Origin of the sequence: Acetobacter orientalis, from assembly GCF_000963965.1 — a bacterium.
GTDB classification, from domain to species: domain Bacteria; phylum Pseudomonadota; class Alphaproteobacteria; order Acetobacterales; family Acetobacteraceae; genus Acetobacter; species Acetobacter orientalis.
The window spans coordinates 61,461-83,654 of sequence record NZ_BAMX01000017.1; the positions used below are offsets into that span (position 1 = coordinate 61,461).

Annotated in this window: 19 protein-coding genes and 1 pseudogene; 5 read left to right on the forward strand and 15 right to left on the reverse strand. The window is 51.0% G+C overall.

The window, feature by feature from the left end:
- Window positions 1–25: 25 nt before the first annotated feature.
- The gene (locus Abor_RS07540) at window positions 26–1,177 is read right to left on the reverse strand and encodes an asparaginase (protein WP_232015116.1); all 1,152 of its coding nucleotides are present in this window, start codon (window positions 1,175–1,177) and stop codon (window positions 26–28) included.
- A 10-nt stretch (window positions 1,178–1,187) separates the two neighbouring features.
- A complete protein-coding gene (locus Abor_RS07545; protein ID WP_048841238.1) occupies window positions 1,188–2,447 on the reverse strand; it encodes a dicarboxylate/amino acid:cation symporter in 1,260 nt (419 codons plus the stop codon).
- A gap of 371 nt (window positions 2,448–2,818) precedes the next feature.
- Between Abor_RS07545 and Abor_RS07550 the strand changes: the two genes are divergently transcribed.
- Window positions 2,819–3,916, forward strand: a complete 1,098-nt coding sequence (locus Abor_RS07550; protein WP_084594425.1) for a purine-nucleoside phosphorylase — start codon at window positions 2,819–2,821, stop codon at window positions 3,914–3,916.
- Window positions 3,917–4,107: 191 nt separating this feature from the next.
- Complete coding sequence (locus Abor_RS07555) at window positions 4,108–5,487, forward strand: Nramp family divalent metal transporter (protein ID WP_048841239.1); 1,380 nt, start codon at window positions 4,108–4,110, stop codon at window positions 5,485–5,487.
- A 188-nt stretch (window positions 5,488–5,675) separates the two neighbouring features.
- On the opposite strand, the gene Abor_RS07560 is transcribed toward Abor_RS07555, so the two are convergent.
- The 8 genes from Abor_RS07560 to Abor_RS07595 all read right to left on the reverse strand — a co-directional run bounded on the left by Abor_RS07560 (window position 5,676) and on the right by Abor_RS07595 (window position 14,015).
- On the reverse strand, window positions 5,676–6,431 hold the full coding sequence (locus Abor_RS07560) for a flagellar hook assembly protein FlgD (RefSeq protein WP_048841240.1): 756 nt from the start codon (window positions 6,429–6,431) through the stop codon (window positions 5,676–5,678).
- Between the two features lie 39 nt (window positions 6,432–6,470).
- Window positions 6,471–8,312: a hypothetical protein gene (locus Abor_RS07565; RefSeq protein WP_126621103.1), complete on the reverse strand. Its 1,842-nt coding sequence runs from the start codon at window positions 8,310–8,312 to the stop codon at window positions 6,471–6,473.
- Between the two features lie 48 nt (window positions 8,313–8,360).
- Window positions 8,361–9,233: a flagellar motor stator protein MotA gene (gene motA / locus Abor_RS07570; RefSeq protein WP_048841242.1), complete on the reverse strand. Its 873-nt coding sequence runs from the start codon at window positions 9,231–9,233 to the stop codon at window positions 8,361–8,363.
- 74 nt (window positions 9,234–9,307) lie between these two features.
- On the reverse strand, window positions 9,308–10,399 hold the full coding sequence (locus Abor_RS07575) for a flagellar motor protein MotB (RefSeq protein ID WP_052946388.1): 1,092 nt from the start codon (window positions 10,397–10,399) through the stop codon (window positions 9,308–9,310).
- A gap of 22 nt (window positions 10,400–10,421) precedes the next feature.
- Window positions 10,422–11,066, reverse strand: a complete 645-nt coding sequence (locus Abor_RS07580; RefSeq protein ID WP_232015118.1) for a hypothetical protein — start codon at window positions 11,064–11,066, stop codon at window positions 10,422–10,424.
- A 222-nt stretch (window positions 11,067–11,288) separates the two neighbouring features.
- Window positions 11,289–11,726: a flagellar FliJ family protein gene (locus Abor_RS07585; protein ID WP_048841244.1), complete on the reverse strand. Its 438-nt coding sequence runs from the start codon at window positions 11,724–11,726 to the stop codon at window positions 11,289–11,291.
- Window positions 11,727–11,735: 9 nt separating this feature from the next.
- Complete coding sequence (fliI, locus tag Abor_RS07590; protein WP_126621518.1) at window positions 11,736–13,094, reverse strand: flagellar protein export ATPase FliI; 1,359 nt, start codon at window positions 13,092–13,094, stop codon at window positions 11,736–11,738.
- A 102-nt stretch (window positions 13,095–13,196) separates the two neighbouring features.
- Window positions 13,197–14,015, reverse strand: a complete 819-nt coding sequence (locus Abor_RS07595; RefSeq protein ID WP_048841245.1) for a DUF1217 domain-containing protein — start codon at window positions 14,013–14,015, stop codon at window positions 13,197–13,199.
- Between the two features lie 257 nt (window positions 14,016–14,272).
- Here Abor_RS07595 and Abor_RS07600 point away from each other — a divergent pair, with 257 nt between their 5' ends.
- Entirely contained in the window at window positions 14,273–14,773 is a 501-nt protein-coding gene (locus Abor_RS07600) for a hypothetical protein (RefSeq protein WP_052946389.1), read from the forward strand.
- Between the two features lie 44 nt (window positions 14,774–14,817).
- On the opposite strand, the gene Abor_RS07605 is transcribed toward Abor_RS07600, so the two are convergent.
- Genes Abor_RS07605 through Abor_RS07620 form a run of 4 tightly spaced genes read right to left on the reverse strand, consistent with a single transcriptional unit; the run spans window position 14,818 to window position 17,026 of the window.
- Window positions 14,818–15,216: a hypothetical protein gene (locus Abor_RS07605; RefSeq protein WP_048841247.1), complete on the reverse strand. Its 399-nt coding sequence runs from the start codon at window positions 15,214–15,216 to the stop codon at window positions 14,818–14,820.
- A complete protein-coding gene (locus tag Abor_RS07610; protein WP_084594426.1) occupies window positions 15,213–15,575 on the reverse strand; it encodes a rod-binding protein in 363 nt (120 codons plus the stop codon). The genes Abor_RS07605 and Abor_RS07610 overlap by 4 nt, the downstream gene beginning before the upstream one ends.
- Window positions 15,576–15,585: 10 nt before the next feature.
- Entirely contained in the window at window positions 15,586–16,812 is a 1,227-nt protein-coding gene (locus Abor_RS07615; protein WP_084594438.1) for a flagellar basal body P-ring protein FlgI, read from the reverse strand.
- 4 nt (window positions 16,813–16,816) lie between these two features.
- Entirely contained in the window at window positions 16,817–17,026 is a 210-nt protein-coding gene (locus tag Abor_RS07620; RefSeq protein ID WP_126621106.1) for a hypothetical protein, read from the reverse strand.
- Window positions 17,027–17,075: 49 nt separating this feature from the next.
- Here Abor_RS07620 and Abor_RS07625 point away from each other — a divergent pair, with 49 nt between their 5' ends.
- On the forward strand, window positions 17,076–17,981 hold the full coding sequence (locus Abor_RS07625; RefSeq protein ID WP_232015120.1) for a lysozyme family protein: 906 nt from the start codon (window positions 17,076–17,078) through the stop codon (window positions 17,979–17,981).
- 171 nt (window positions 17,982–18,152) lie between these two features.
- Here the strand turns inward: Abor_RS07625 and Abor_RS07630 are convergent, their stop codons facing one another.
- A complete protein-coding gene (locus tag Abor_RS07630) occupies window positions 18,153–19,757 on the reverse strand; it encodes a tetratricopeptide repeat-containing glycosyltransferase family protein (protein WP_048841249.1) in 1,605 nt (534 codons plus the stop codon).
- 350 nt (window positions 19,758–20,107) lie between these two features.
- Between Abor_RS07630 and flhA the strand changes: the two are divergent.
- Window positions 20,108–22,182, forward strand: a pseudogene (gene flhA / locus Abor_RS07635) (flagellar biosynthesis protein FlhA).
- Window positions 22,183–22,194: the final 12 nt, after the last annotated feature.

Sequence of the window (22,194 nt, forward strand, 5' to 3'; positions counted from 1 at the left end):
AACAACTGGTTTAAAAGAACGGGCTTTAATACAGCCCGTTACCAAACGCAGCCTGAATTTGCGTAGCTGACGTTACGCCAGTTGCCAGCAAAAGCTGGAGCAAAATACGGGCTTTCTGTGGGTTAAGGTCGTAAGAGGCCACATAACCATGCTGGTCATCAGAAACCTCAACATTACGGTTAACCAGCCCCGTACCAACACGGCTGGCACGGACAACGGCAACACCCTTAGCAACCGCCCTGTCTAGCCCGGCCAGTGCCTCGGTTGAGGCATTGCCATCTCCTATACCGGCAAGCACAATACCCTTTGCGCCATCGCGTACTGCGTTATCAATTTGGCGGGCGTCCATATTGCTATGGCCATAAATAATTTCAACACGCGGCAGGTTATCGTGCAGGCGCGTTAAATCAAACACTGGGCCACTAGCCTGCGGTGCTGGCGCAAGAAAACGCACAGAAGCCGGGTCAACATAGCCAATAGGCCCAGCATTGACAGACACAAAGGTTTGTAAATCTGTTGTGCTGGTTTTACTCACCCACCGGGCAGCATGAATGGTGTCATTAAGCACCACCATCACCCCCCGCCCCTGCGCCTGCTCAGACGTTGCAACCTTGACGGCCTCGTACATATTTGCAGGGCCATCTGCACTTATTGCTGTGCTAGGCCGCATGGCGCCAGTCAGCACAACGGGGAGCTTACTCTTAATAACATTTTGCAGAAAAAACGCTGTTTCTTCCATGGTGTCTGTACCATGGGTTACCACAACGGCATCAGCCTCGTGCGTTTCAAAGGCATGCTGGATACGGTGCGCCAAAGCAAACCACACAGCATCATTCATATTCTGCGAGCCAATATTAGCCACTTGCTCAACAGTAATGTCAGCAAGCTGCTCTATACCGGGCACCCCATCAATAAGCTGCTTGCCCCCCACGCCGCCCGCATCGTAGCCAATAGCCGAGCGTTGGTCTGCCTTACCCGCAATAGTACCACCGGTTGCCAAAACCAAAACATGCGGCAAATGGTGTGGTGCTGTTTGGGGCATAGAAACCTCTGGCTTGGTGGAATGAGCAAAAACTGGTGCCACAAACCCAGACACCAGACACAACGTGGCCAAAGCAGCCCCTAGCAAGGCATGCCGCTTAACAGAACGGTGCAAGTTGGCCGAAGTAAATGGCACGACTTTAGCTTTAAATTGCATCTTCTGCTGGCCCGTCTTCAAGCACGCCTTCCCACTTGGCAGAAACCGCGGCAGCATACCCATTGCCCAGCACGTTTGTTGCCGTACGGGCCATGTCCAGAAAATGGTCAATGCCCAGAATAAGCGCCATACCGGCTTCTGGCAGGCCAAATTGCGGCAAAACCGCAACCAGCGTCACCAAAGACGCACGGGGCACACCGGCAATACCTTTGCTGCTCAGCATCATAACCAGCACCATGAGCATTTGCTGGCTCCACTCAAGGTGAATACCGTAGGCTTGTGCAATAAACATGGCCCCAAAAGACTGGAACAAGATAGAGCCATCTAGGTTAAAGCTATAGCCTAATGGCAGCACAAACCCACCAATACGCGCAGGCACGCCAAATTCTTCTAGCTTTTCTAGCAAAAGCGGGTATGCGGCCTCGCTACTGGCAGTTGAAAACCCAAGCAATACCGGCTGCACAAGCGCCTTAATCAGCGCTCTTACCCGCCCAAAGCCCAACATAAAAATGGTAGCACCGGTAAGTACGCCCCACTGAAACAGAATGGTGCCGTAAAATTCGGCCAAAAACCGCCCATACTGCAACAGCATGCCCAAGCCACTATGGGCCAGGCTGCCCATAATAGAGCCAAAAACAGCCAATGGGGCCGTAACCATCACCAAGTCGGTCATGCGGAGCATAATTTTGGCCAGTTCTTCCGACCATGCCAGCATGGTTTTACCGGCATCTCCTGCTGCGGGCAGAGCAACCCCAAACAAGACCGAAAAAACAACAATTTGCAAAATGTCGTTACGGCCCATCGCATCCAGCACGCTGGTCGGAACAATATGCAAAATAAAATCAATGGGTTGAAAAGGGTGCTTAAGAGAAGAAACATCCGCCACTTGTGGTGGTGTAAAACCAACCCCCGGCTGCAACAGGTTTGCCCCTAAAAGCCCAATACTGAGCGACAAAAAGGACATACCAATAAACCAGAGCAGTACCTTGCCGCCCACCCGTACAACAAGGCTTTGGTCGCCCATTTTGCCAATACCGCACACCAGCGTGGCAAAAACCAAAGGCGCTATCACCATACGAATAAGGCGTAAAAACAGCCCCGTCAGCAAAGAGGCAAACTGCTCAGCCGCATGAATATACGCCGGAAAAAACGAATGAACCGCAAGGCCAACCACAATACCCAAAACCAGCCCTGTAAGAATAGCCATGGTTCTTTTGCGTGTATTGCCGGGGTGTATCGCAGCGCCCATACGCAGTTCCTCTTGCCGATCAGTGCGGAATGTTCCGAATATACATCGAGCGTATAGAGTGAAATATCTAGCAGGTCAAAATTGAAAGAGTTTTACCCTTAATATGCCGTAATCTTTGCATACAGCCACAAAACAATGCCCTCCGCTCACACACTCAGCTAACCGTAGCCTCCGGCTCGCCAGCCAAAAGCGCCTATTTGCGCTATAAGCCATACATAGACGCAACATGCCTTTAGGTTTTTCTGCACTCGCGCAAAAAATACCTTGCCCCTTTAGCGCTCTATTTTTACGAGACTGCAACAAGTTCGGGCACACAACTTTCTTTCTATGCCCTATTTTGCACTATCTACACCACCAAGGTTGGGGAGCTTATGCTGTCTTTTTTCAAACACTCAGTTTTCGGTCTAGCACTTGTTTTAAGTGTCGCCAGCACGCACACCGCACAGGCCGCTTCTCCCCAAACACCGCCGGCTAAAATAGAGCCAAAAGTGATTATTGTAACCGGTTGGGAAAATGGGGCCGATATGGGTGATGCCCCCGGAGAATATCAATTCTGGGTTGAACGCCTGCATCTTAACCAAACCGTACCGCTGGCAGGTATTAAAACACAGGTGCTACGCCGCAACACAGATGGCATTTACGGTATTGTGCTTAAAGATGGTGTAACAGACCTGATTGCACTCGCCCTAGACCCGGCGTTTGACTTACACCACACTTATTGGCTGTTTACCGGCATTTCTGGCGTAAACCCCAATGTTGCCTCAGCCGGTAGCGTTGCCTGGGCCAGATGGGTGGTCGATGCAGACGCCCTGCGTGAAATTGATGACCGCACTATACCCAGTCATTGGCCCTACGGCCTTTACGCCATTGGTGCCAATGCTCCCAACACGCTCCCCAGCGACCCCAACCATTATGGCTCTGTTACAGATGTAGCCGAACTCACAAAAGCCTACCCCCTTAATCAACAGTTAGAACACTGGGCCTACACCCTAAGCCGCACCGTAACCCTGCACGACGCCCCCGCCATTGCCGCACAACGGCAAAACTGGAAAGGCTACCCCAATGCACAAAAAAAGCCTTTTATTCTTGAAGGCGAAACATTGGGCGCTTACCGCTACTGGCATGGGGCCCAACGTAACCAATGGGCAGAAGACTGGGTTAAACTTTGGACCAAAAACCGTGGTGTCTTTGTTATGACCAACGAAGAAAGCCAGATTAACCAGCGTGAAATGCGCGTTCTGGCCCAGCAAGGCTATATTGACCCAGACCGCATTATGGTTCTGCGTTCTGGTAGCAACTTTAGCATGCCCCCGCGTAACCAAGACATAACCCATTCAATCGGCGATGAAGAGCCGGGCCAAGTTGTTGCTTTTGACAATAACGAGCGCGCAGGAGAACCCGTAGTCAAGGCGCTCGTCAAACAGTGGCCCCTTTACCGCGAGCATATTCCCGGCACACAGGCGCCCTAAGCAGCCTTTTTAATAACCGTCTAAGCGCAAACCTAGGCCGCACCGTAAAAAAGCACACGCCACGTGTGCGGCCTTTCCTCTCTTACCGCTTTTATCAGTGCAAAATCAGCGTCATTTTTTACGTTATCTTTTCACTACACTGTGCATGATCGCTTATTGCATATCAGGGCAGGATACCCTCTAGTATCATAATGCCAGACCCTGCACCCACGCACCCTACCACCCCACCGCTGCCCCAAAAACAGAGTGCTTGGCGCTTTACACGCCCCACCCAAGATGGGGCACACAGCCTGCCAGAAGTATTTGCAAGCGTACGCCTACCGGCAGCTAACGCAGCATGGTGGCGGCGTTTTTTAGCCTTTGTTGGGCCGGGTTATATGGTGTCTGTTGGGTATATGGACCCCGGCAATTGGGCAACAGACCTACAAGGCGGGGCTCAGTTTGGCTATACGCTTTTGTCAGTCATTATGCTGTCCAACCTTATGGCTATTTTGCTACAAGCGCTTTCCGCACGGTTGGGCATTGCAACCGGCCGAGACCTCGCCCAAGCCTGCCGAGACCACTTCCCCCCCATCGTTAACATACTGCTTTGGTTAGCCTGCGAGTTAGCCATTATAGCCTGCGACCTTGCCGAGGTTATTGGCACCGCTGTTGCCCTGCAATTGCTATTTGGCTTACCGCTTATTCTGGGTGCCGCTTTATCCGTGCTAGACGCATTTGTTGTCTTGTTTCTCATGAACCGAGGCTTCCGTTACCTTGAGGCCTTTATTATTGGCCTACTCAGCATTATTGCCGCCTGTTTTGCCATTCAGGTCGTTGCCGCGGCTCCTCCGGTAGGGGCTGTCCTAAAAGGCTTTATACCTGCCCCACAAATTCTTACGCATAACCAAATGCTCTATATTGCTATTGGCATTATTGGGGCCACGGTTATGCCGCATAATTTGTACCTTCATTCTTCTATCGTACAAACCCGCGCCTTTGACCGCACACCTAATGGCAAAAAAGAAGCCATTCGCTGGGCAACATGGGACAGTAGCATAGCGCTGATGCTGGCCTTATTTATTAACGCGGCCATTCTTATTGTTGCGGCAGCGGCCTTCCATACTACCGGCCATCAAGATGTTGCCGAAATTGAAGATGCCTACCGCCTTCTCTCCCCCATTTTGGGGCTGGGCGTTGCGTCTACTCTTTTTGCTGTGGCGTTATTAGCTGCTGGCACCAACTCCACCGTTACCGGCACACTCGCTGGCCAAATTATTATGGAAGGCTTCCTGCACCTTCATATTCCCCATTGGGCCAGAAGGCTCCTCACCCGTGGGTTGGCCATTTTACCCGTTATTTTTGTCACCGCACTCTATGGCAGCGCTGGCGTTGGTAAATTACTGCTTTTTAGTCAGGTTATTTTATCAATGCAGTTGCCGTTTGCGGTCGTGCCTCTGGTGCTTTTTGTTTCTGACCGCAAAAAAATGGGAGAATTCGTTATTTCCCGCAAAACGACAGTGCTTGCATGGAGTGTTGCGGGCATTATCTTGCTCCTCAACTTTAAACTGCTTTTTGATACACTATCCTAATTTGCCAATCTCTTCATGCAGGTAAGGCAATAAGTTTCACCCCCTTACGCACAATAGCCATAGCTATACTTACAAAAGCAGATAAAAACGCATCAAAAAACAGGCTCAACAACAGCGCTTTCTGCCAATAAAAAAGCCATAAGCAGTATCTGCCTATGGCTTCGTCATAATATATTTTTTCTAAACAGTTATGACCCAGTCGTACTGCTACCCGTGCTGGTATTAGACACTTTATTAATAGCAGACATCGGGATGCTGGTACTCCCCATCTCGGCCTCAAGGCCAGAGGTTGTCTTTTTAATGCCCGTAATAGTGCCTCTAACCGTAAAGGCTTGGTCAGAAATGGTACCAGAAGAAGAGAGTGTTTTAACGGCAACGTTATAACCACCATCAGAAAGCTGGTTACCGCTGCTGTCTTTACCGTCCCATGTCCACGTATTTGTGCCGCTATCCGCAGTCACAAGGTCATCTTTCACAACTGTCCCGGCCGAGTTCGTAACAGAAATAGCAACCGTCTGCCCCGAAGAGCCAGTAAAGTTCAGAGACGCGGAGCCATTCTGCAAGGGCAAGATAGATGTTGTTGCCGTTGCTGTCTGCCCCACCATAGACATATCCGAGCTCATCTGCCCTTCCTCATTCAAGGAAATAAGGGAGGAAAGCTTGGTATTCGTTTCAACCTGCTGCTCAACACCTGCAAACTGCGCCAGTTCAGAAGTAAAGGTATCCGTGCTCATTGGGCTGCTCGGATCCTGATTTTTTAACTGCGTAGTCAGCAATGTCAGAAACGTGGTGTAATTTTGCGCCAAGGAAGACAGGGCAGAAGCCGAGGTCGAGCTAGAACTTGTGCCAGATGTGCCAGCCGCATTGGTATTAGCGGCAGTTTTAGCAGACGTTTCAGCAGCCTGAAGAAGAGAGCTTTCTGAGCTAACAGATGAGACCGCCATAACTTGCCTTCCTTACACTTACACGACACACGCCAAAGTTTAGGCGGTAATATTAACCACTCGTCCATCACGGTTCGAGCGTGAGCGCTGCGTGCCGCTTTCAGTTGTGTCTGTTTCTTTTACATCATGCGCTGCAAAAACACTACCCGTTTGCCACGTCTGCCCGTTGCCATTTTGGCCGCCCCCATGCTCGGCCATGCCTCCAAACATACCGCCTGCATTATTACCGCCAAAGGCTGTATTCTGGCTACTGTTCTCTAAATTTTGGTTACCACTATTATCTGCGCTTTGCGTTGGGGCCACCACATCAATTTTCATGGTGCTTGTATCCAGCCCGGCAGCCCCCAAAGCCTGTATTAAATCATGTTTATTATTAGAAAGATGCTTCAAAACATCAGCATTACCAGATTCAAGCACAATACTGGTTGTTATCCCAGCACTATTGCCAAAGCGTACCGTTACAGGTGTTGAATCCGCCATGGTGACAGTCATGGCAAGGCTATCATTGCTTCCACTTGGCTGTGTAATTGCCGCCTTAACCGCTGCACCCGCACTTCCTGCCTGCAAAGTATTGGTCGCTTGCTGTTGCTCGGCATTGTCCACTTGCTCTGTGTGTGCCTCCAGCAAAGACGAAAACTGCCCAACAACAGCTTGCGCAGTCACAGCAAGTATATTTTGTGCATTTTCCTGCGCCATACCATTCTGTGGCGTATCCTCAGACTGCTCGCCCATTTGGCCCGCATTTTGTCCTAGGTGCGCTTGAGCATGTTCCAACGCTGCGGTTCCGGCAGCAAGCGCCGCCTCTGTAGAGCCTTGGCTTGTACCCCCCTGCCCCAGAGTTGGTGTATTTTGGCCAGCCTCAAAGTGCTGTAAATTTAAGGTAATGCTACTCACCTCAGCAGTAGCCGAGGCCACGGGCACTGTAGCATTGCTCTGCTGGCTATCTTGCTCTTGTGCCGCACGGGAAAATTGAACACGCGCACCATCAACCGTAACAGGTATAACAGCAGTCCCTTTTAACACTTGCACCGCAGCATTTTTTACGGTGCTTTCAGCAGCCTGCGTCTGCACGCCCGGCTCTGTAAGAGCGGTAGTATCTATTGGGCTTTGGGTAGATTTATCCTCTGCCGCCAGCGCATTAGAGAATGCGGCAAGCACCGTATTATCCTTTGCAGCACCCTCCCCCTTAGTGCCCCCCACTGCCATTGCGGCAGAAGCCCCTTGGCCTATTGCCGCTGATACCGCAGCCTTGCCTCCAATATCGGCAGAGGCTGTAGCACCAGACACAGCAACACCAGTGGTTGAAGGTTCACCCGTAGCCGCAGCAGAAACTGTCTGCGCCTGTTGCTGCCCCTCCATTTGCCCAAGCAACATGGCCAGCACAGCGTCGAGAGAGGCCGCACTAACACCCACGGCACTCTCAGTGCCTGCCACGTCAGCATCTTGGGCTGAACTGCTATTTTCTTGGTTCTTTACTTTAGCTGTGGTGTCTGGCTCAGTTTTTTGCACGGCCACAGACTTGGGCTGGGCAGTGTGAGCTAAGTCTTCAGCTTGGACGCTTTGTGCCTCCTGCCCCTGCGCGCTGTTTGTCTGAGCACTTGGCTCATCTCCCTGCGCAGTTTGCGGCACCTCTCCAGTCTGGCTCGCCGTCTTATCTGTATCGTCTGTTTTTTCTTGTGCTGTCTCGTTCGTCTCTGAGGTTTCTTGCTTTAAAGCTTGTTTCTGCTTGGCAAGTTTTTCCAGAGTTTTTCTAAAAGACGTACCCCCACTCACCCCATTCGTCTTTTGCGTACCATTTGGGCTAGAAAGCGATGAAATCAGACTCGATGAAACACTGGCCGTGCCCGATGCCGTATTCCCGGCTTCCGTTCTGAGTTTCATCGCGTCTCGCCTTTTCTATAAGGGGTCTGGCTTAGGTATAAACGCTCATCAGGCCGTTGGTACAGAAACATCAGACAACGCTGTGTCCAGTTCAGCAAAAGACGGCATAAACGGCAGCGGAATATCTTTACGCCCAATTTCTGCACACACCTGCGGTGCATTGCCCTGCAAATGGGCAACCAACACAATTCTTATAATATCTTGGTAGCGCGCATCTTGCATTACCACATCGCGCATTTTAGCCGCCAATGGGGCCACAACACCATAAGATAACAAAACCCCAAGAAAGGTACCAACAAGTGCGCCTGCAATCATTTCGCCCAAAATGACCGGGGGCTTACTAATAGAGGCCATTGTTTTAATAACACCAAGCACCGCAGCAACAATACCCAGAGCAGGCAACGCATCTGCTGTGGTTTGTAAGCCCTCAGAAATATGCAATTCTTCGGTCAAATTTTTCTTCAACTCACGAGACATAACGTCATCGAGTTGATAGGCATCGTCCATATTCAAACTTACAAGACGCAAATAGTCACAAATCATGTTGCGCGTCACCAGATCGTCTTTCACAATCGGGGCCTGCGCAAAAATGCTGCTATCTTGCGGGTTTTCGATATGCTCCTCCAACGCCATATTGCCTTTAGCATGGGCCAGACGCAAAAAACGGAACAACGTTAAAAGCAGTTCAAGGTACGCTGCTTTATTATAACGTGGCCCCTTAAGGGCACGCATTAAATAGCCTACAAAATGTTTCAGGTCGTCTTTGCTATGAGACATAACAAAAATGCCAATAGCAGCACCCAAAATAGTCACAAGCTCAAAGGGCATTGAGGCAATCAGTGGTGCTAGCGCGCCGCCAGATGCAGCAAATGCGCCAAAAACGCAGAGCAGTGAAAAGACAAGCCCCCCGAGGAAAAGCATCCGATATTCTCCACTTTCATCGGCTTATGTCGCACAACCTCGCAGTTGCGTGACCTATCATTGGTAGTCTTTTGTCACTTTGAGGGCTGCGTGTCACGGCCCTTTTCGCTGCTTAGGGGCACCAACGCAGTTGTTTGGTCGGGCGCTGGTGCATTGGCAGCCTCTGCCGGGGGCTGCGTATCAGGGTAGCGCCTGTGCAATACCAACACCACACGCCGGTTGCCTGCGGCAGATGGCGCATCAGGCAGCGCCAAATCTCTATCTGCACACCCTTTTACGTCCAGTATTTTACCATCAGGGTAACCCGCTTTTACCAACACCTCTCGCGCGCGGTCTGCACGCATGGTTGAGAGTGTCCAGTTAGACATGCCCCATTTTTTGGTATTTTTATATGGTGCTGCATCGGTATAGCCAACAATGGAGAGTTTTTCAGGCATTGGGGCAAGCCATGCTGCAATTTCTGTCAGCATTTTACGGCCCATCGCATTTGGCACGGCAGAGGCTGAGTCAAACATCGGTTTGTTTTCAGCATCGCGCAGTTCAATACGAATATCATCACGCTCTGCCCGCACAGACATATTGCCTGCGGCACCACTCAGTTGCGGATTTTGTTGAATGGCAGTTTTCATATCATCCAACATTTGAGAGAGCTGAGCCGTTTCTTTGGCCCGTGGCGTGCCTACATAACCAAGGTTTTGCGTTCCACCACTTTCTGCCCCCCCTATGGGAATAATGGCCGGTGCGGCAGACAACTTATGCGCACGCAACCCTTCTGTAATATCGCTATCAGGCTGCGGCTCGTTATTATTGCGAGGGTAAAGCTTTTTTCCGCCCGGATTACCCTGAGAGGTATCTTCCTCATGCTCACCATCTTTAACGCGCTGCACCGAAGTGCCACCTGTTAAAGGAGAGGGCTCCGTTTCAAGCAAGGAGTTGGTAGGCCCGGGCCGCGTTTCTTTTTCCGCCATAGGGTTAAAGAACTGCGCAATACCCTTACGCTGTTCTTCTGTTGTCGCATTCAGCAGCCACATAACCAGAAAGAACGCCATCATGGCGGTCATAAAGTCAGCGTACGCAATTTTCCATGCGCCACCGTGATGACCGCCTTCGCCTGAATCGCCCCCACGTTTTATAATGATAGGGCGATTTTTTTCATTCTTTGGCATGAGCTACTACTATGGCCTGCGCTTATAAGGTTTTGCTATGCGCCATACCAACACGGCAAGCCGGGTTACCCGGGAAAGACGCCCTGCCAACATGGGCTAACTCAATAGACGTATCCAGCCAGACTTCGCCGCCAATCTCGCGCCAGCGGCGGCAAAAGGTAAAGTCTTCGCTTAAATATGTGCCGGTTTCTGGGTCAATGCTGCTATCAAACAAAGCGTAGCTTGGCTCGGCCTCTTCGCCGCCAGCAACGTCAATACGGCGGTATTTGGTTTCTGGGTAGCTTTTAACCATACGCTGCACAGCTTTACGGCTTATCATCATAAACCCTGTGCCTGCATAATGGGTTTTAACTAATGGCCCTTTTTCCCATGTTTCGTGCATTGCATCAGTTTCGCCAACATACCGTAAAGAGGCCGTTTCCTGCGGCTCTCCTCTTAATACGTTTTGCTGCGTTTGCTTGTCCCAAAAACGGTCACGGATCGGATACATGCCCGCAATAACATCTTTGCCCGAAGCCAGAAGCTGTGCCGGTGCCTCACTTGGAAAACCGATGTCTGCATCAATAAAAAGTAAATGGGATGCATCTGATAAATTTAAAAACTTGTTCAATAAAGTATTGCGTGCACGGCACACCAGAGCGTCATCTCCCAAAAGGGAGAGAGTCATGGGCACTTGCAACACCCCAGCGCATGCCACCACAGATTCCATGTATTCCTGAGTTACCAAACCACCATAGCAGGGTGTAGCAACGAATATTTTTGTAGGTAACTGCTCAGTTTGCTGCATAAGTATTCCCAACTTCTCAAACGCAGAAAAACAAGTACGCACACAAAAACTCAGTGCTTTTGTTTTCCACTCTCACTGCGATACCCCTCAGAGGCAACTTTCTCAAGGGCCAAGCTCTAAAAAGGCAGACCGACACCGCACTGAAAGATCGTCCATTTCAGCTTGCGTGCGCCGGTCAGCTTCTATTTTTTCTTGCTCTAGCTGTTTCTCAAGCAATTTTTCTGCGGCCTGTAATGCAGCTTTTGCATGCACAACAAATGCTCCCGCCTGCTCCGAAACCAAATGCGCATCATGCAAGTCCTGACAGGCTTTTTCCAAAATATTTTCAGCCAAAGGCAGCCAATTTCTAAAAGCTTCCGCACTAGCTGGGCTTACATCAAGCTGTTCTCGCTCCTGTTGCATTTCTGTGCGCAGTCTTTGCACCTCCTGCTGCGCCGCAGTTTCCTGCGCCATCGCATAAGACAGCCTACTCCGCGCTTCGTCCAAATCCATTTTACGCAAACGGATCAACGCCTGCAAAGCACGCAGCCTCGCATTCATAAAACTGTCTTACCCGGCTGCAAAAACAGCTCGCAATGCTTGAAAACTTTCCGCCAGCGTGGCTGCCTCGTTACGAGATTGCTTAAGAACCTCCTCCAACGCTGGCGCAAGGCGTACCGCTTCATCTACTTTGGGGTCACTCCCGGCACGGTAGGCGCCCAAACGCACCATATCTTGCATATCTTCCCATGTTGAAAGAATAGCTCTGGCACGGCGTACCAACTGGTTTTCTTCATCAGAATTACACCCCGGCACCGTTCTCGATAAAGACCGCAGCACATTAATAGCGGGGTAACGCCCTGCTTCCGCAATACGGCGCTCCAGCACAACATGCCCATCTAAAATGCCTCGCACGGCATCTGCTATCGGCTCGTTCTGGTCATCCCCTTCTACCAAAACCGAGAACATGGCGGTAATTTGCCCAGCATTCCCCTGTGCATCAGGCACCCCAGGCCCGGCACGCTCAAGCAAACGGGGTAATTCAGCAAATACACTCGGCGGGTAACCTCGCGTTGCTGGCGGCTCCCCCGAAGATAAGCCAATTTCCCGCAAGGCTTGGCAAAAGCGCGTGACACTATCCATCAGCAACAGCACGGACTTACCTTGGTCACGAAAATACTCAGCAACACTCATAGCCGCATACGCGGCCTCTCGGCGCATAAGGGGTGATGTGTCTGAGGTAGCAACAACAAGCACCGACTTGGCCAGACCTTCCGGCCCCAAGTCATCTTCCACAAACTCACGCACTTCGCGCCCTCGTTCACCAACAAGGGCAATTACGGCCACATCACACGCTGTATTGCGTGCAAGCATACCAATAAGGGTAGATTTCCCAACACCAGAGCCTGCAAACAGCCCCAACCGTTGCCCTTCTCGGCAGGTTGTAAACAGGTTAAGGGCGCGCACTCCTAAATCTATGCGCGGGCCAAGGCGCGCTCTCAAAGCCGCATCCGGCGGCGTTGCGTGAATTTTTTGTGGCAGCCCGCCAGATGGTAGTAAGCCTTTACCGTCCATAGGTTGGCCCATAGGGTCTATAACCCGGCCCTGCCAGCCCGCATTAACTGCCAAAGCACCGCCTGCCATCATTTTACGGCGCTCTTTATCAAACAGCTTAAAAATAACCCGGCAGCCAGAACCTATGCCTTCAAGCGAATTAAACGGCATTGCAATGGCAATATCCTGCCGGAACGCCACAATCTCAGCATCAGTTTCGCGGCCATCAAGGCCAAAAATGACCACCCGGTCTCCAAGACCGGTAAAATCTTTCATGCCACTAATAGAAACAGACAATCCCGACAGGCCAGTTACACGCCCTTCAAGCATACCCACAGGCACATCATGGCGAGGGGCGGCAACAGCCTGCCCCAAAGCACGCAAAACCTGCGGTACACGCGCCGCAAAAGTTAGGCTGTCTTGCCCATCGGTCTCAGGCACATTGCCCCCGCAGTAACCACACTAAATAAGCAGGCATCAAAACAGGCTAGACGTACTTGTATCGCTGCTGCCGCCAAATAGTGCCAAGATCCCATCATCGCTATCATCACCCCCAAACAGGTCAAGCAGGCTTGCTGGCTCATCTGGTGTTTGCGGGTTAATTTGCAGCATAAGCAGGTATTTTTCTGCGTATTTCTGAATTTTTTCTGGAGAGGAGAAATCTTTTAGATCAATTTTTGCACCCAGCATACGTACCTGCTGGTCGTAATCCAACGCTCCAAAAGTGTCTGGGTCAAACCCTTCAACAGTTTCAACAACGTTCAAGAGTTTAGAGTTAGACATAATGCCAGAAAGTGTTGTGTCGCTGGTCATGCTACGAACAAAATAGAGCGCGTTTCCAACGCCAGACTTAGTGTTGGCTTTCGATTCCTCGTATTGTGTTTCCTGAAATTTGGTCACAACCGAACTAATAACGTCAGAGGTAAAAGGCGTGGTCGTTGCTGTGCCACCATTTTCACCCATGGTTTTAAATGCATCAGCAAATGCAAGCCATTGCGCATTACCAGATGATTTTGCCAAAGAGGTAGAAGAAGACGGGTCTTGTGTCAGCAGCTTTTTAATAAGGGCGGTCTGGTTACCAATCGAGCCCAAGCCATACGCACCCAGTACCACCTGCAAGGCAGAATAATTTTTCATTAAACCATCGGCAGAGGTAATAGAGGCCGCATCTTGCTCAAAAGAGGTAACTTCACGCCGGGTAAGCGTATCTGTTTTGGCATAAGTGGCAGCAGATGTTGCTTCATCTTTCTGCGCTTGTAGAAACTGCGTCACTGGGGAAATACCACTGATGCTCATCTCTTTCACCTTCTCCACATAGCCGTCATGGTTTACAGCACTTAAGCCCTATTGTTGCACAAGCATATACAGTTCGGTGTTGCATTGCCACAAACAATTCTGCCGCCAACACCAAGAGCGGAGAGGCACAAAAAGCTTTGCTCTCCACCTTGGCAAGCACACCCAGCACGCGTATCCATACACATGGTTTTTTGTCTGCTACCGGCACACAGCTCTTGCTGCCCTGTGCAGACCACAGTCAAAGCAGGAAGTCACTGATGGTGCAGCATCGCAAGCCACGCACAGCAACAGTACGGGGCCACGCCATAAAACTGGCAGCCCTTGCTGTAACCGGCTTTACGCTCACGGCCTGCACACAACCTGCTGAGCCCTATTTAAACAAGGGCATTCTGCTCTCTCAAGCTGGCTTTATTGCTCGCCCGGCAGATACCACAGCCCGTTACGCTATGATGAATACCCTCCCTCCTGGGCAACTTACCTTTCGCCCCTCAACCTCTGGCCCGGTCTATCTATATGCAGACCCTATAGGGTGTGGCTGTGTTTATATGGGGTCAGAGGCAGCTTACCAGAACTTGCGTGAAACCAATAATGCGCGGGCCCAAAACAAGAAAAAACAGCCCGTCTCTGCGCTAGATGAGCTCCACAGCATGGAAGCCGAAAACAGGCGCGATACAGCATGGTGGGACTGGAGCGCTTGGTCTGCAAATGCAGACCCCGGCGGCAACCAGCCAAGACACGTTATTGGCGCTGAATGGTAAAATAATGCTCTGCACCCGCACGTTAAAGCGGGCGCACTGCCCTATCAAACGTCACTAGAGAGCGTAAACGCCCCAGATACATCTTTATTTACGGCATAATGCCCAGACGCGCCGTAACCAGAACGCTGGTCTTGCGCAACATTTTCCAAAATAAGCGATACAATTTCAGACTGCACTTCCACCGCTTTTTTTAGCAATTGATGGTTAATCTGGGCCAGAGCATTAAACTGGCTTACAGCTTGCTCAACCTCTGCATTTTGCAATATTTCGGGGGTTTCTCGCGCTGCTACAAGCCGTTCTTCAAGCTCTTGCATAGCCACCTGCTTACGCGGCACAACCTCAACAACGCGCGTCAGGTCATCGGCCTGCAAAAAGCTGTTCTCTTCTTTCAGGCAACTGCACACTTTTTCAAAGCACGCCAAAAGCTGGGCAGCCTGCGTCATGACTGTGCCTTTTCCTGCATTTTAAGCATCTGCTTATAGACACTATCTGCAATACCAATACCGCCTGAGTTCGCAATCTGCTTACCCATTTCCAGCACTTGCAAAGAGCGAAACTGCGTCTCGGCTGCGCCACCACCAAACATGCCTTCAGAAGTGTCAATGGTATCAAACATAGGTTGCAGCAACTCACCTATGGTTACACCCTCAAACTCAACGGCAGCTTGGCGAGTTTTATCTGCCAAATTGCCATCAACTTCAGACTGAAAGCTCTTGGTCGTCGCGGCCTTACTCTGCACCTGCGCCTCACGCGTCATTTGCGTAAAAGAAGAAGAGGAACTCGTTACACCCGTTACACTCATGTCGCGCTCCTCACCTTACTTCCAAATCTGCCTGTAAAGCACCGTCTGCTTTAATGGCCTGCAAAATGCCAATCATATCACGCGGCCCCATACCCAGTGCGTTCATACCCGCCACAAGGCTGGCAAGCGTTGGCCCCTCGCGCAGCATGCCCAAACGTTTATTGTTGTCGGTTGAAACACCAATATCCGTTCGTGGCGCCACAGCAGTCGTGCCATTTGAAAACGGCCCGGGCTGAGAAATCTGGGGGGTTTCGGTTACCTGAATGGTCAAGTTACCCTGCGCTACGGCCACCGTACTAATGCGCACATTATCACCCATAACAATTGTGCCGCTTGCTTCGTCCACAATCACTTTGGCCATAGTATCAGGCTGCACAGTCAGGTCACCAATGCGGTATAATGTGCTGGCCGCATCTCGTCCTGTCAGGTCAACCATAATGGTACGCGGGTCATCTACACGCGCCAAATTACGGCCCAAATGCCGGTTAATAGCGTCAGCTATACGGTTAGCCGTTGTAAAATTAGGGTTATGCAAAGACAGGTGTACTGCCCCTTTCATACCCAACACAACCGGCACTTCACGCTCAACCACCGCACCATTGGCAATATGCGCACTGGTAGGGATATTACGGGTTACCGAAGCCGCTGCCCCACCTGCCGTAAACGCGTTGGTTACCAGCGCCCCTTGCGCAACCGCATAGACCTCACCATCAGCAGCTTGCAAAGGCGTTACCAGTAGCGTGCCACCGGTCAGGTCTTGCGCGTCACCCACAGCAGAGACTGTTACGTCAATACGCCCCCCGCCATGAGAGAACGGAGGCAAAGTGGCCGTTACCATAACAGCAGCTACGTCATGTGTTTGAAGCTGAATTTCGCGGTCTCGAATATTAACGCCCAACCGGTTTAGCATGCCAATCAGCGTTTCACGGGTAAAGATCGTATTTGTCAGACGATCCCCAGTACCATGCAACCCTACAACCAGCCCGTAACCGACCAATTGGTTGTCTCGCACGCCTTCGTAGTCCACAATATCTTTAATACGGACAGAAATGGCATGCGCCGGGCGCGCAAGCGGAATACTCGTCAGCAGTACCACAAAGGCAAGCACCCCACGCACAACACGCCCTGCCCATAAGGCGGCACTCCCCTTACGCACAGAGCAGACTTGACGTTTAGGGAAATTACCATCAGCAGGTACACAAGAGCCTGAAATGGTCGCCTGAAGGCGGTGTGCCATGAATTCACTCATCTTCCACGTTTGCCACACCTTTTACCACAGAGGTAGAGCTGTAACGTTGCAGGTGTGTAGAATAACAAAACACCCCGCCTAATTGCAATGCCAGCGCAATAATGGGCGGCACATAAGCACACACAGCTTGCGTTACAGCAAAAGCCAGAATAAATGCTACCAGAAACCTTACAAAAGAAAGAGCAACCCTTAGGCAAATCATAGCGCCTATCATGGGTTTATTTTACAACGAAACCAGAGGGTTACCACTCATGACCGAGGCAGCACGGATGAAACAGCCCGCCCCTCCGCCATGCCTTACGCCGCTCTTAAAAACGACTCTTTGTTTCTGTTTTTTCAGCCTTGCTTTAAGTCTGGTTACTGCCCCTACAGCCTTCGCTCACTCTCCCGAAAGCGACTTATGCATCAGTGCCACGCAGCAGGTTGAGCGTGGCCAACATATTCCCGAAGGCTTTCTTTCTGCCATGAGCCGTGTTGAAAGCGGCAAAATAGACACTGACGGCTCCATTCTCGCATGGCCATGGACTGTGAACGCCGCTGGCATTGGCCACCATTACGCCAGCAAAGCAGAAGCCATTGAAGCAGTAGGACTGTTTCGCCAACAAGGCATTGTTTCCATTGATGTAGGCTGCATGCAGGTTAACCTGCAACAACACCCAGATGCCTTTGCAAACCTAGAAATGGCCTTCGACCCCGTGCGCAATGCATACTATGCAGGACAATTTTTATTACAGCTTTATACAAAAACTGGCAGTTGGCCGCATGCCGCAGCAGCCTACCATTCCCAAACACCGGGTATTGGCACCCCCTACCAGTGGAAAGTGCTAGAAGCTTGGGCCACTCCACAAGATGGGCGGCAAGACGCCAGCGGCCTTAACGCACACGCCCCTTTCGGGCAGACCAGTCAACTCCACACCGTTATTCCGCAGGTAAGGCACACCCCCATCTTGGTCGCATCACCAAGCAACCCAGATGGCACAACGCCCTCTGGGTCACCACATATCTTCCACCCTTTTGAAGGCGGGAGACATTTTACAGAACCCACCCCAACGCGGCGCATGAACAGCAATGTCAGAGGCCGCTCCTTAGCCTCCTACCGCGCCTCTCCTATCGCACGGGCTAATGCCCTTAACAGCATCGCTCCCACACTAGACTAACCCGCCCTTAGCAAGAGCAGACACAAAAGCCACCTTAAACGGTCAGGCTTTTGCTATACTGCCCACTAACGTTTCTGCGCACCACACTAGAAACAAAGCTACGCCACCACCCATTAGGCGGCAAAACCAGCCTTAACCCTAAGTTTAAAAAAGCGTCCAAGCCCCAACAACTTAAGCACGCCAGTTTTTACACCACTCACGCAAAGCTGCTCCAACCTGCGCCAACACAGGCTTAAACGACCGCTCTTGCGACCGAAAAATGCGCATTGTTGGGTACCACGGTGTGCTTTCACCGTCATCGCCCCACCGCCAGCACGCATCCCACCGGCTTACCATCCACACAGGCCGCGCCAACCCACCAGCAAGATGCGCAGTTGATGTATCAACCGAAATAATCAGATCAAGGTTTTCCATAATGGCTGCGGTATCAGCCATATCATGCACCTCACCCATCGGGTCAAAAATAGGCTGCCCCTGCCATGCGGCCAGCTCCTCGCGCGGCTTTCCTAGCTGCAAAGACACCAATGTCGCATCTATAGGCCCAAAGGCTTCTTCTATCTCTTTTAATTTTGTAGAGCGCCGTTGGTCAGCCAAATAATCCGCAACATTAGCACGACACTCGCCAGCCCAAATTAGCCCCACCCTCGGTCTGCGCGCAGGCAAAAGGGCACCAAATTTCTCGACCTCTCCTGGGTCAGCTTTTAAATACGGGCTAGCGACCAACAGGTCAGCAGCATTTTTAACACCAGCAAGCCCCGGCAGGTCGGGAATGGGCGAGCTATAATCAAATCCCTCAAGCGCAATCTCACCAAGTGTCGAGAAAAACGTGATACCCGGAAAAGAACGCTCAAATAAACGGATTAACGCAGGCGGAACCGCCAACGCAACATCCGCCCCACGCTCGCGCAGCACAAGAGCAAAGCGGCAAAAATTGAGCGTATCGCCCATACCTTGCTCTTGGTAGCAAATAATTTTTTTGCCCGCCACATTCTGCCCGGGCATCAGGCGTGGCAAGTCTGCTATTTTTTTTGTTGCTGGCGTAATTTTCAGAGAGCGGCCTGCATATTCCACAAACCCTGTCGCGTACTGACCATTTTTCAGCGCAGTTGCGGCATGCCCAAATTTACTGGCTGCACAATTAGGGTCAAGCTCTAGCGCCTGTTTATAAACTGAAAGAGCCGTGTCGGAGTGGTTAAGGCGCTGCATTGCACACGCAATGTCGTTTAACAAAGTAGAGGTTGGCCCATCTTCAGTCAGCACTGTATTGGCTATATCCAGCGCCTCTCTTGGGTAGCCACAATCAACCAAATGCACAATTAGATTACGGTTGGTTTCTTTTTTGTGCTCGGGAAATAATTTAAGCGTTTTTGCAAATTGCTCACATGCCGCATTCACATCGTCTTTTACAAGCAGGGCATCTGCCAGCATTAATTGTGCCGGGTAAATCTCTGGCCGCAGCAACACTGCCTTCCGAAGGAGGGTTACCACTATATCGTAACGTGTCGTCCGATGAAAGAGCAGGATCGCGGCTGCCATCGTCAGTACAAAATCATTGGGGTTGGCAGAAACGGTCTCAAGCACCAGCTTAATCCCTTCTATTTCCTGCCATTTATCAAAGAACGCCTCTCCCACTTTAGCCAAATTTTCTGGGGTTAGGTCTTGCTGTAATGCAGCACGCCACACAGCATAATTCATTGGCGCAAAAGCGTCTCCGTGCTCCTCTTGTGCGGCAATCAGGTCTGCTAAGCTTGTGCTTTTAATCTCTACGCCCTGCATTTTAACGTCTTCCTAACTTACCCCGGCTTCAAACCATTACCCGAGAGCATTGTACCTTTATCGCCAGCAATTACGCCTACACACGCGCGAAACACGACTATGACCTTGCGCTTGCCAAATGATAACATTACTTTCGCGCCCAGCATACCAAGGTTGGCAGCAGAACCAACCTCTGCCGTTAGAAAAATTACTTCTCTTTAATAAAAGAGAGAGCACAGGAAACGCTTTTTTTGGACAACGCTGACGGCAAGACAGGTAACAAGACCACCGGTGGCACTTTAGCCAACCGCGTTGCTCTTGCACGACAGAAATTTGCTTCCACTTCGCGCAATTTAACTCTTTCTGCGTCTATGCTCCGCCAAGGTGGCTGGAAAGAACTCCCTTGGCGCACCCTCATACCCGGCACAGACATTGGGCTGGCCTTGGGGGTTGTGCTCCTGCTGTCTATTCTTATTATTCCGCTTCCCACATTTATTCTCGATATTGGTCTCTCACTTTCTATTACCTCCTCCGTGCTTATTCTCATGGTGGCACTCTTTCTTGAGCGCCCGCTAGATTTTACGTCGTTTCCAACCCTGCTTTTGCTCACAACGCTTTTGCGTCTTTCGCTCGAAATTGCCACAACCCGTCTTATTTTAAGCCACGGGAGCGAGGGTACCTACGCCGCAGGGCATGTCGTTGCTGCCTTTGGTGGTTTCTTGATGGGAGGAGACGTCGTTATTGGCGGTATCGTCTTCTCCATTTTGCTTGTCGTCAATTTTATGGTCATCACCAAAGGGTCTGGCCGTATTGCCGAAGTTGCGGCTCGCTTCTTTCTCGACTCAATGCCCGGCAAACAAATGGCAATTGATGCCGACCTCTCATCCGGCGCTATTAATGACCGCATTGCCCGCAAAAAACGGAGCGAATTAGAAGAAGAAAGCGCCTTCTATGGCTCCATGGACGGTGCTGCAAAATTTGTCCGAGGCGATGCCATAGCAGGCATTATTATTACCGCCATTAATATTGTTGGCGGCTTGGCTATTGGTGTTTTACGCCATGGCATGCCTATTAACGAAGCCGCCAGTACCTTTACCACCCTCACTGTGGGTGATGGTCTGGTATCACAAATTCCCGCGCTTCTTGTCTCTACTGCTGCCGGTATTGTGGTAACCAAAGGCGGCACTGCTGGCTCGGCAGACGTAGCACTGGTACGTCAGCTTGGCGGCAACCCTAAACCCCTAGCTGTGGCCGCAGTACTCTCTGCCCTTTTTGCCATTATGCCGGGTTTGCCTGCTTTTCCGTTTCTCGCAATTTCAGCCGCCGCGGGTTTTGGAGCTTGGATACGCCACAAAACCCCAATTCAAGATAGCGATGGCGATATCACTGAAGCTCCTCCCAAACCCGCAAGTGCTCCTATTTCTGACATTTTGCGCCTCGACCTGCTACGGCTCGAACTCGGCTTTGGCCTGCTTTCTCTCACCAGTGAGGACAACCCACAACTCGCTGAGCAAATCAAAGCACTCAGGCGGAATGTTGCTACAGAAATGGGCTTTATCACGCCACCAGTCCGTATTCAGGACAATATTCACCTTCCGTCTGAAACCTACGTTATTAAAATTAAAGAAATTGAGATTGGCTCCGGTCAGGTAAAACCGGGCAAACTACTTGCCATGAGCCCCTCTGGCGGTGCCCCTGCATTGCAAGGTGATGCCACAACAGAGCCAGCCTTTGGCCTACCCGCTGTCTGGATAACTCCTGCACAGAAAAACCGGGCCACAGCACTCAAATGCACCGTGGTAGACCCTGCAAGCGTCATTATTACGCATTTAAGCGAATGTATCCGCCAGAACCTACCAGATCTGCTGACTTACGTTGCCACGCAGTCACTGCTTGATGACCTACCGCGTGAGCAACAGAAACTGGTTAACGACCTTATTCCCTCTCAGGTCTCGCTCATACTGTGCAGCGTGTACTGCAAGCCCTGCTCAGCGAGCGTGTTTCCATCAGAGACCTGCCAACCATTCTTGAAAGTATTCAGGAAGCGAACAGTCTGGGCCTTAAAGGCATACCCGCCATAACAGGGCATGTGCGGGTACGCTTGGCCCGCCAAATTTGTAATGCGCTTACCGGGCAAGATGGCAGCATTCCCATCATCACCCTGTCTTCAGAATGGGAGGCTGATTTTATTAAACATATAGTTGGCCCCGCAGAAGAGAAACGTCTTGCCATGCCCCCTTCAATGCTCAACAGTTTTGTGGGTAAACTGCGCGATACATTTAACGCGTTATCCAGCAATGGCGAAATTCCGGTCATTGTTGTGTCCACACCAGTACGGGATTCCATGCGCGCTATTGTAGAACGTGTTCGCCCTTCCATTTCGGTTCTGTCTCAATCTGAGATATACCCACGCGCACGTATTAAAACCGTAGCGACAATCAGCTAATGCAGGACAAGA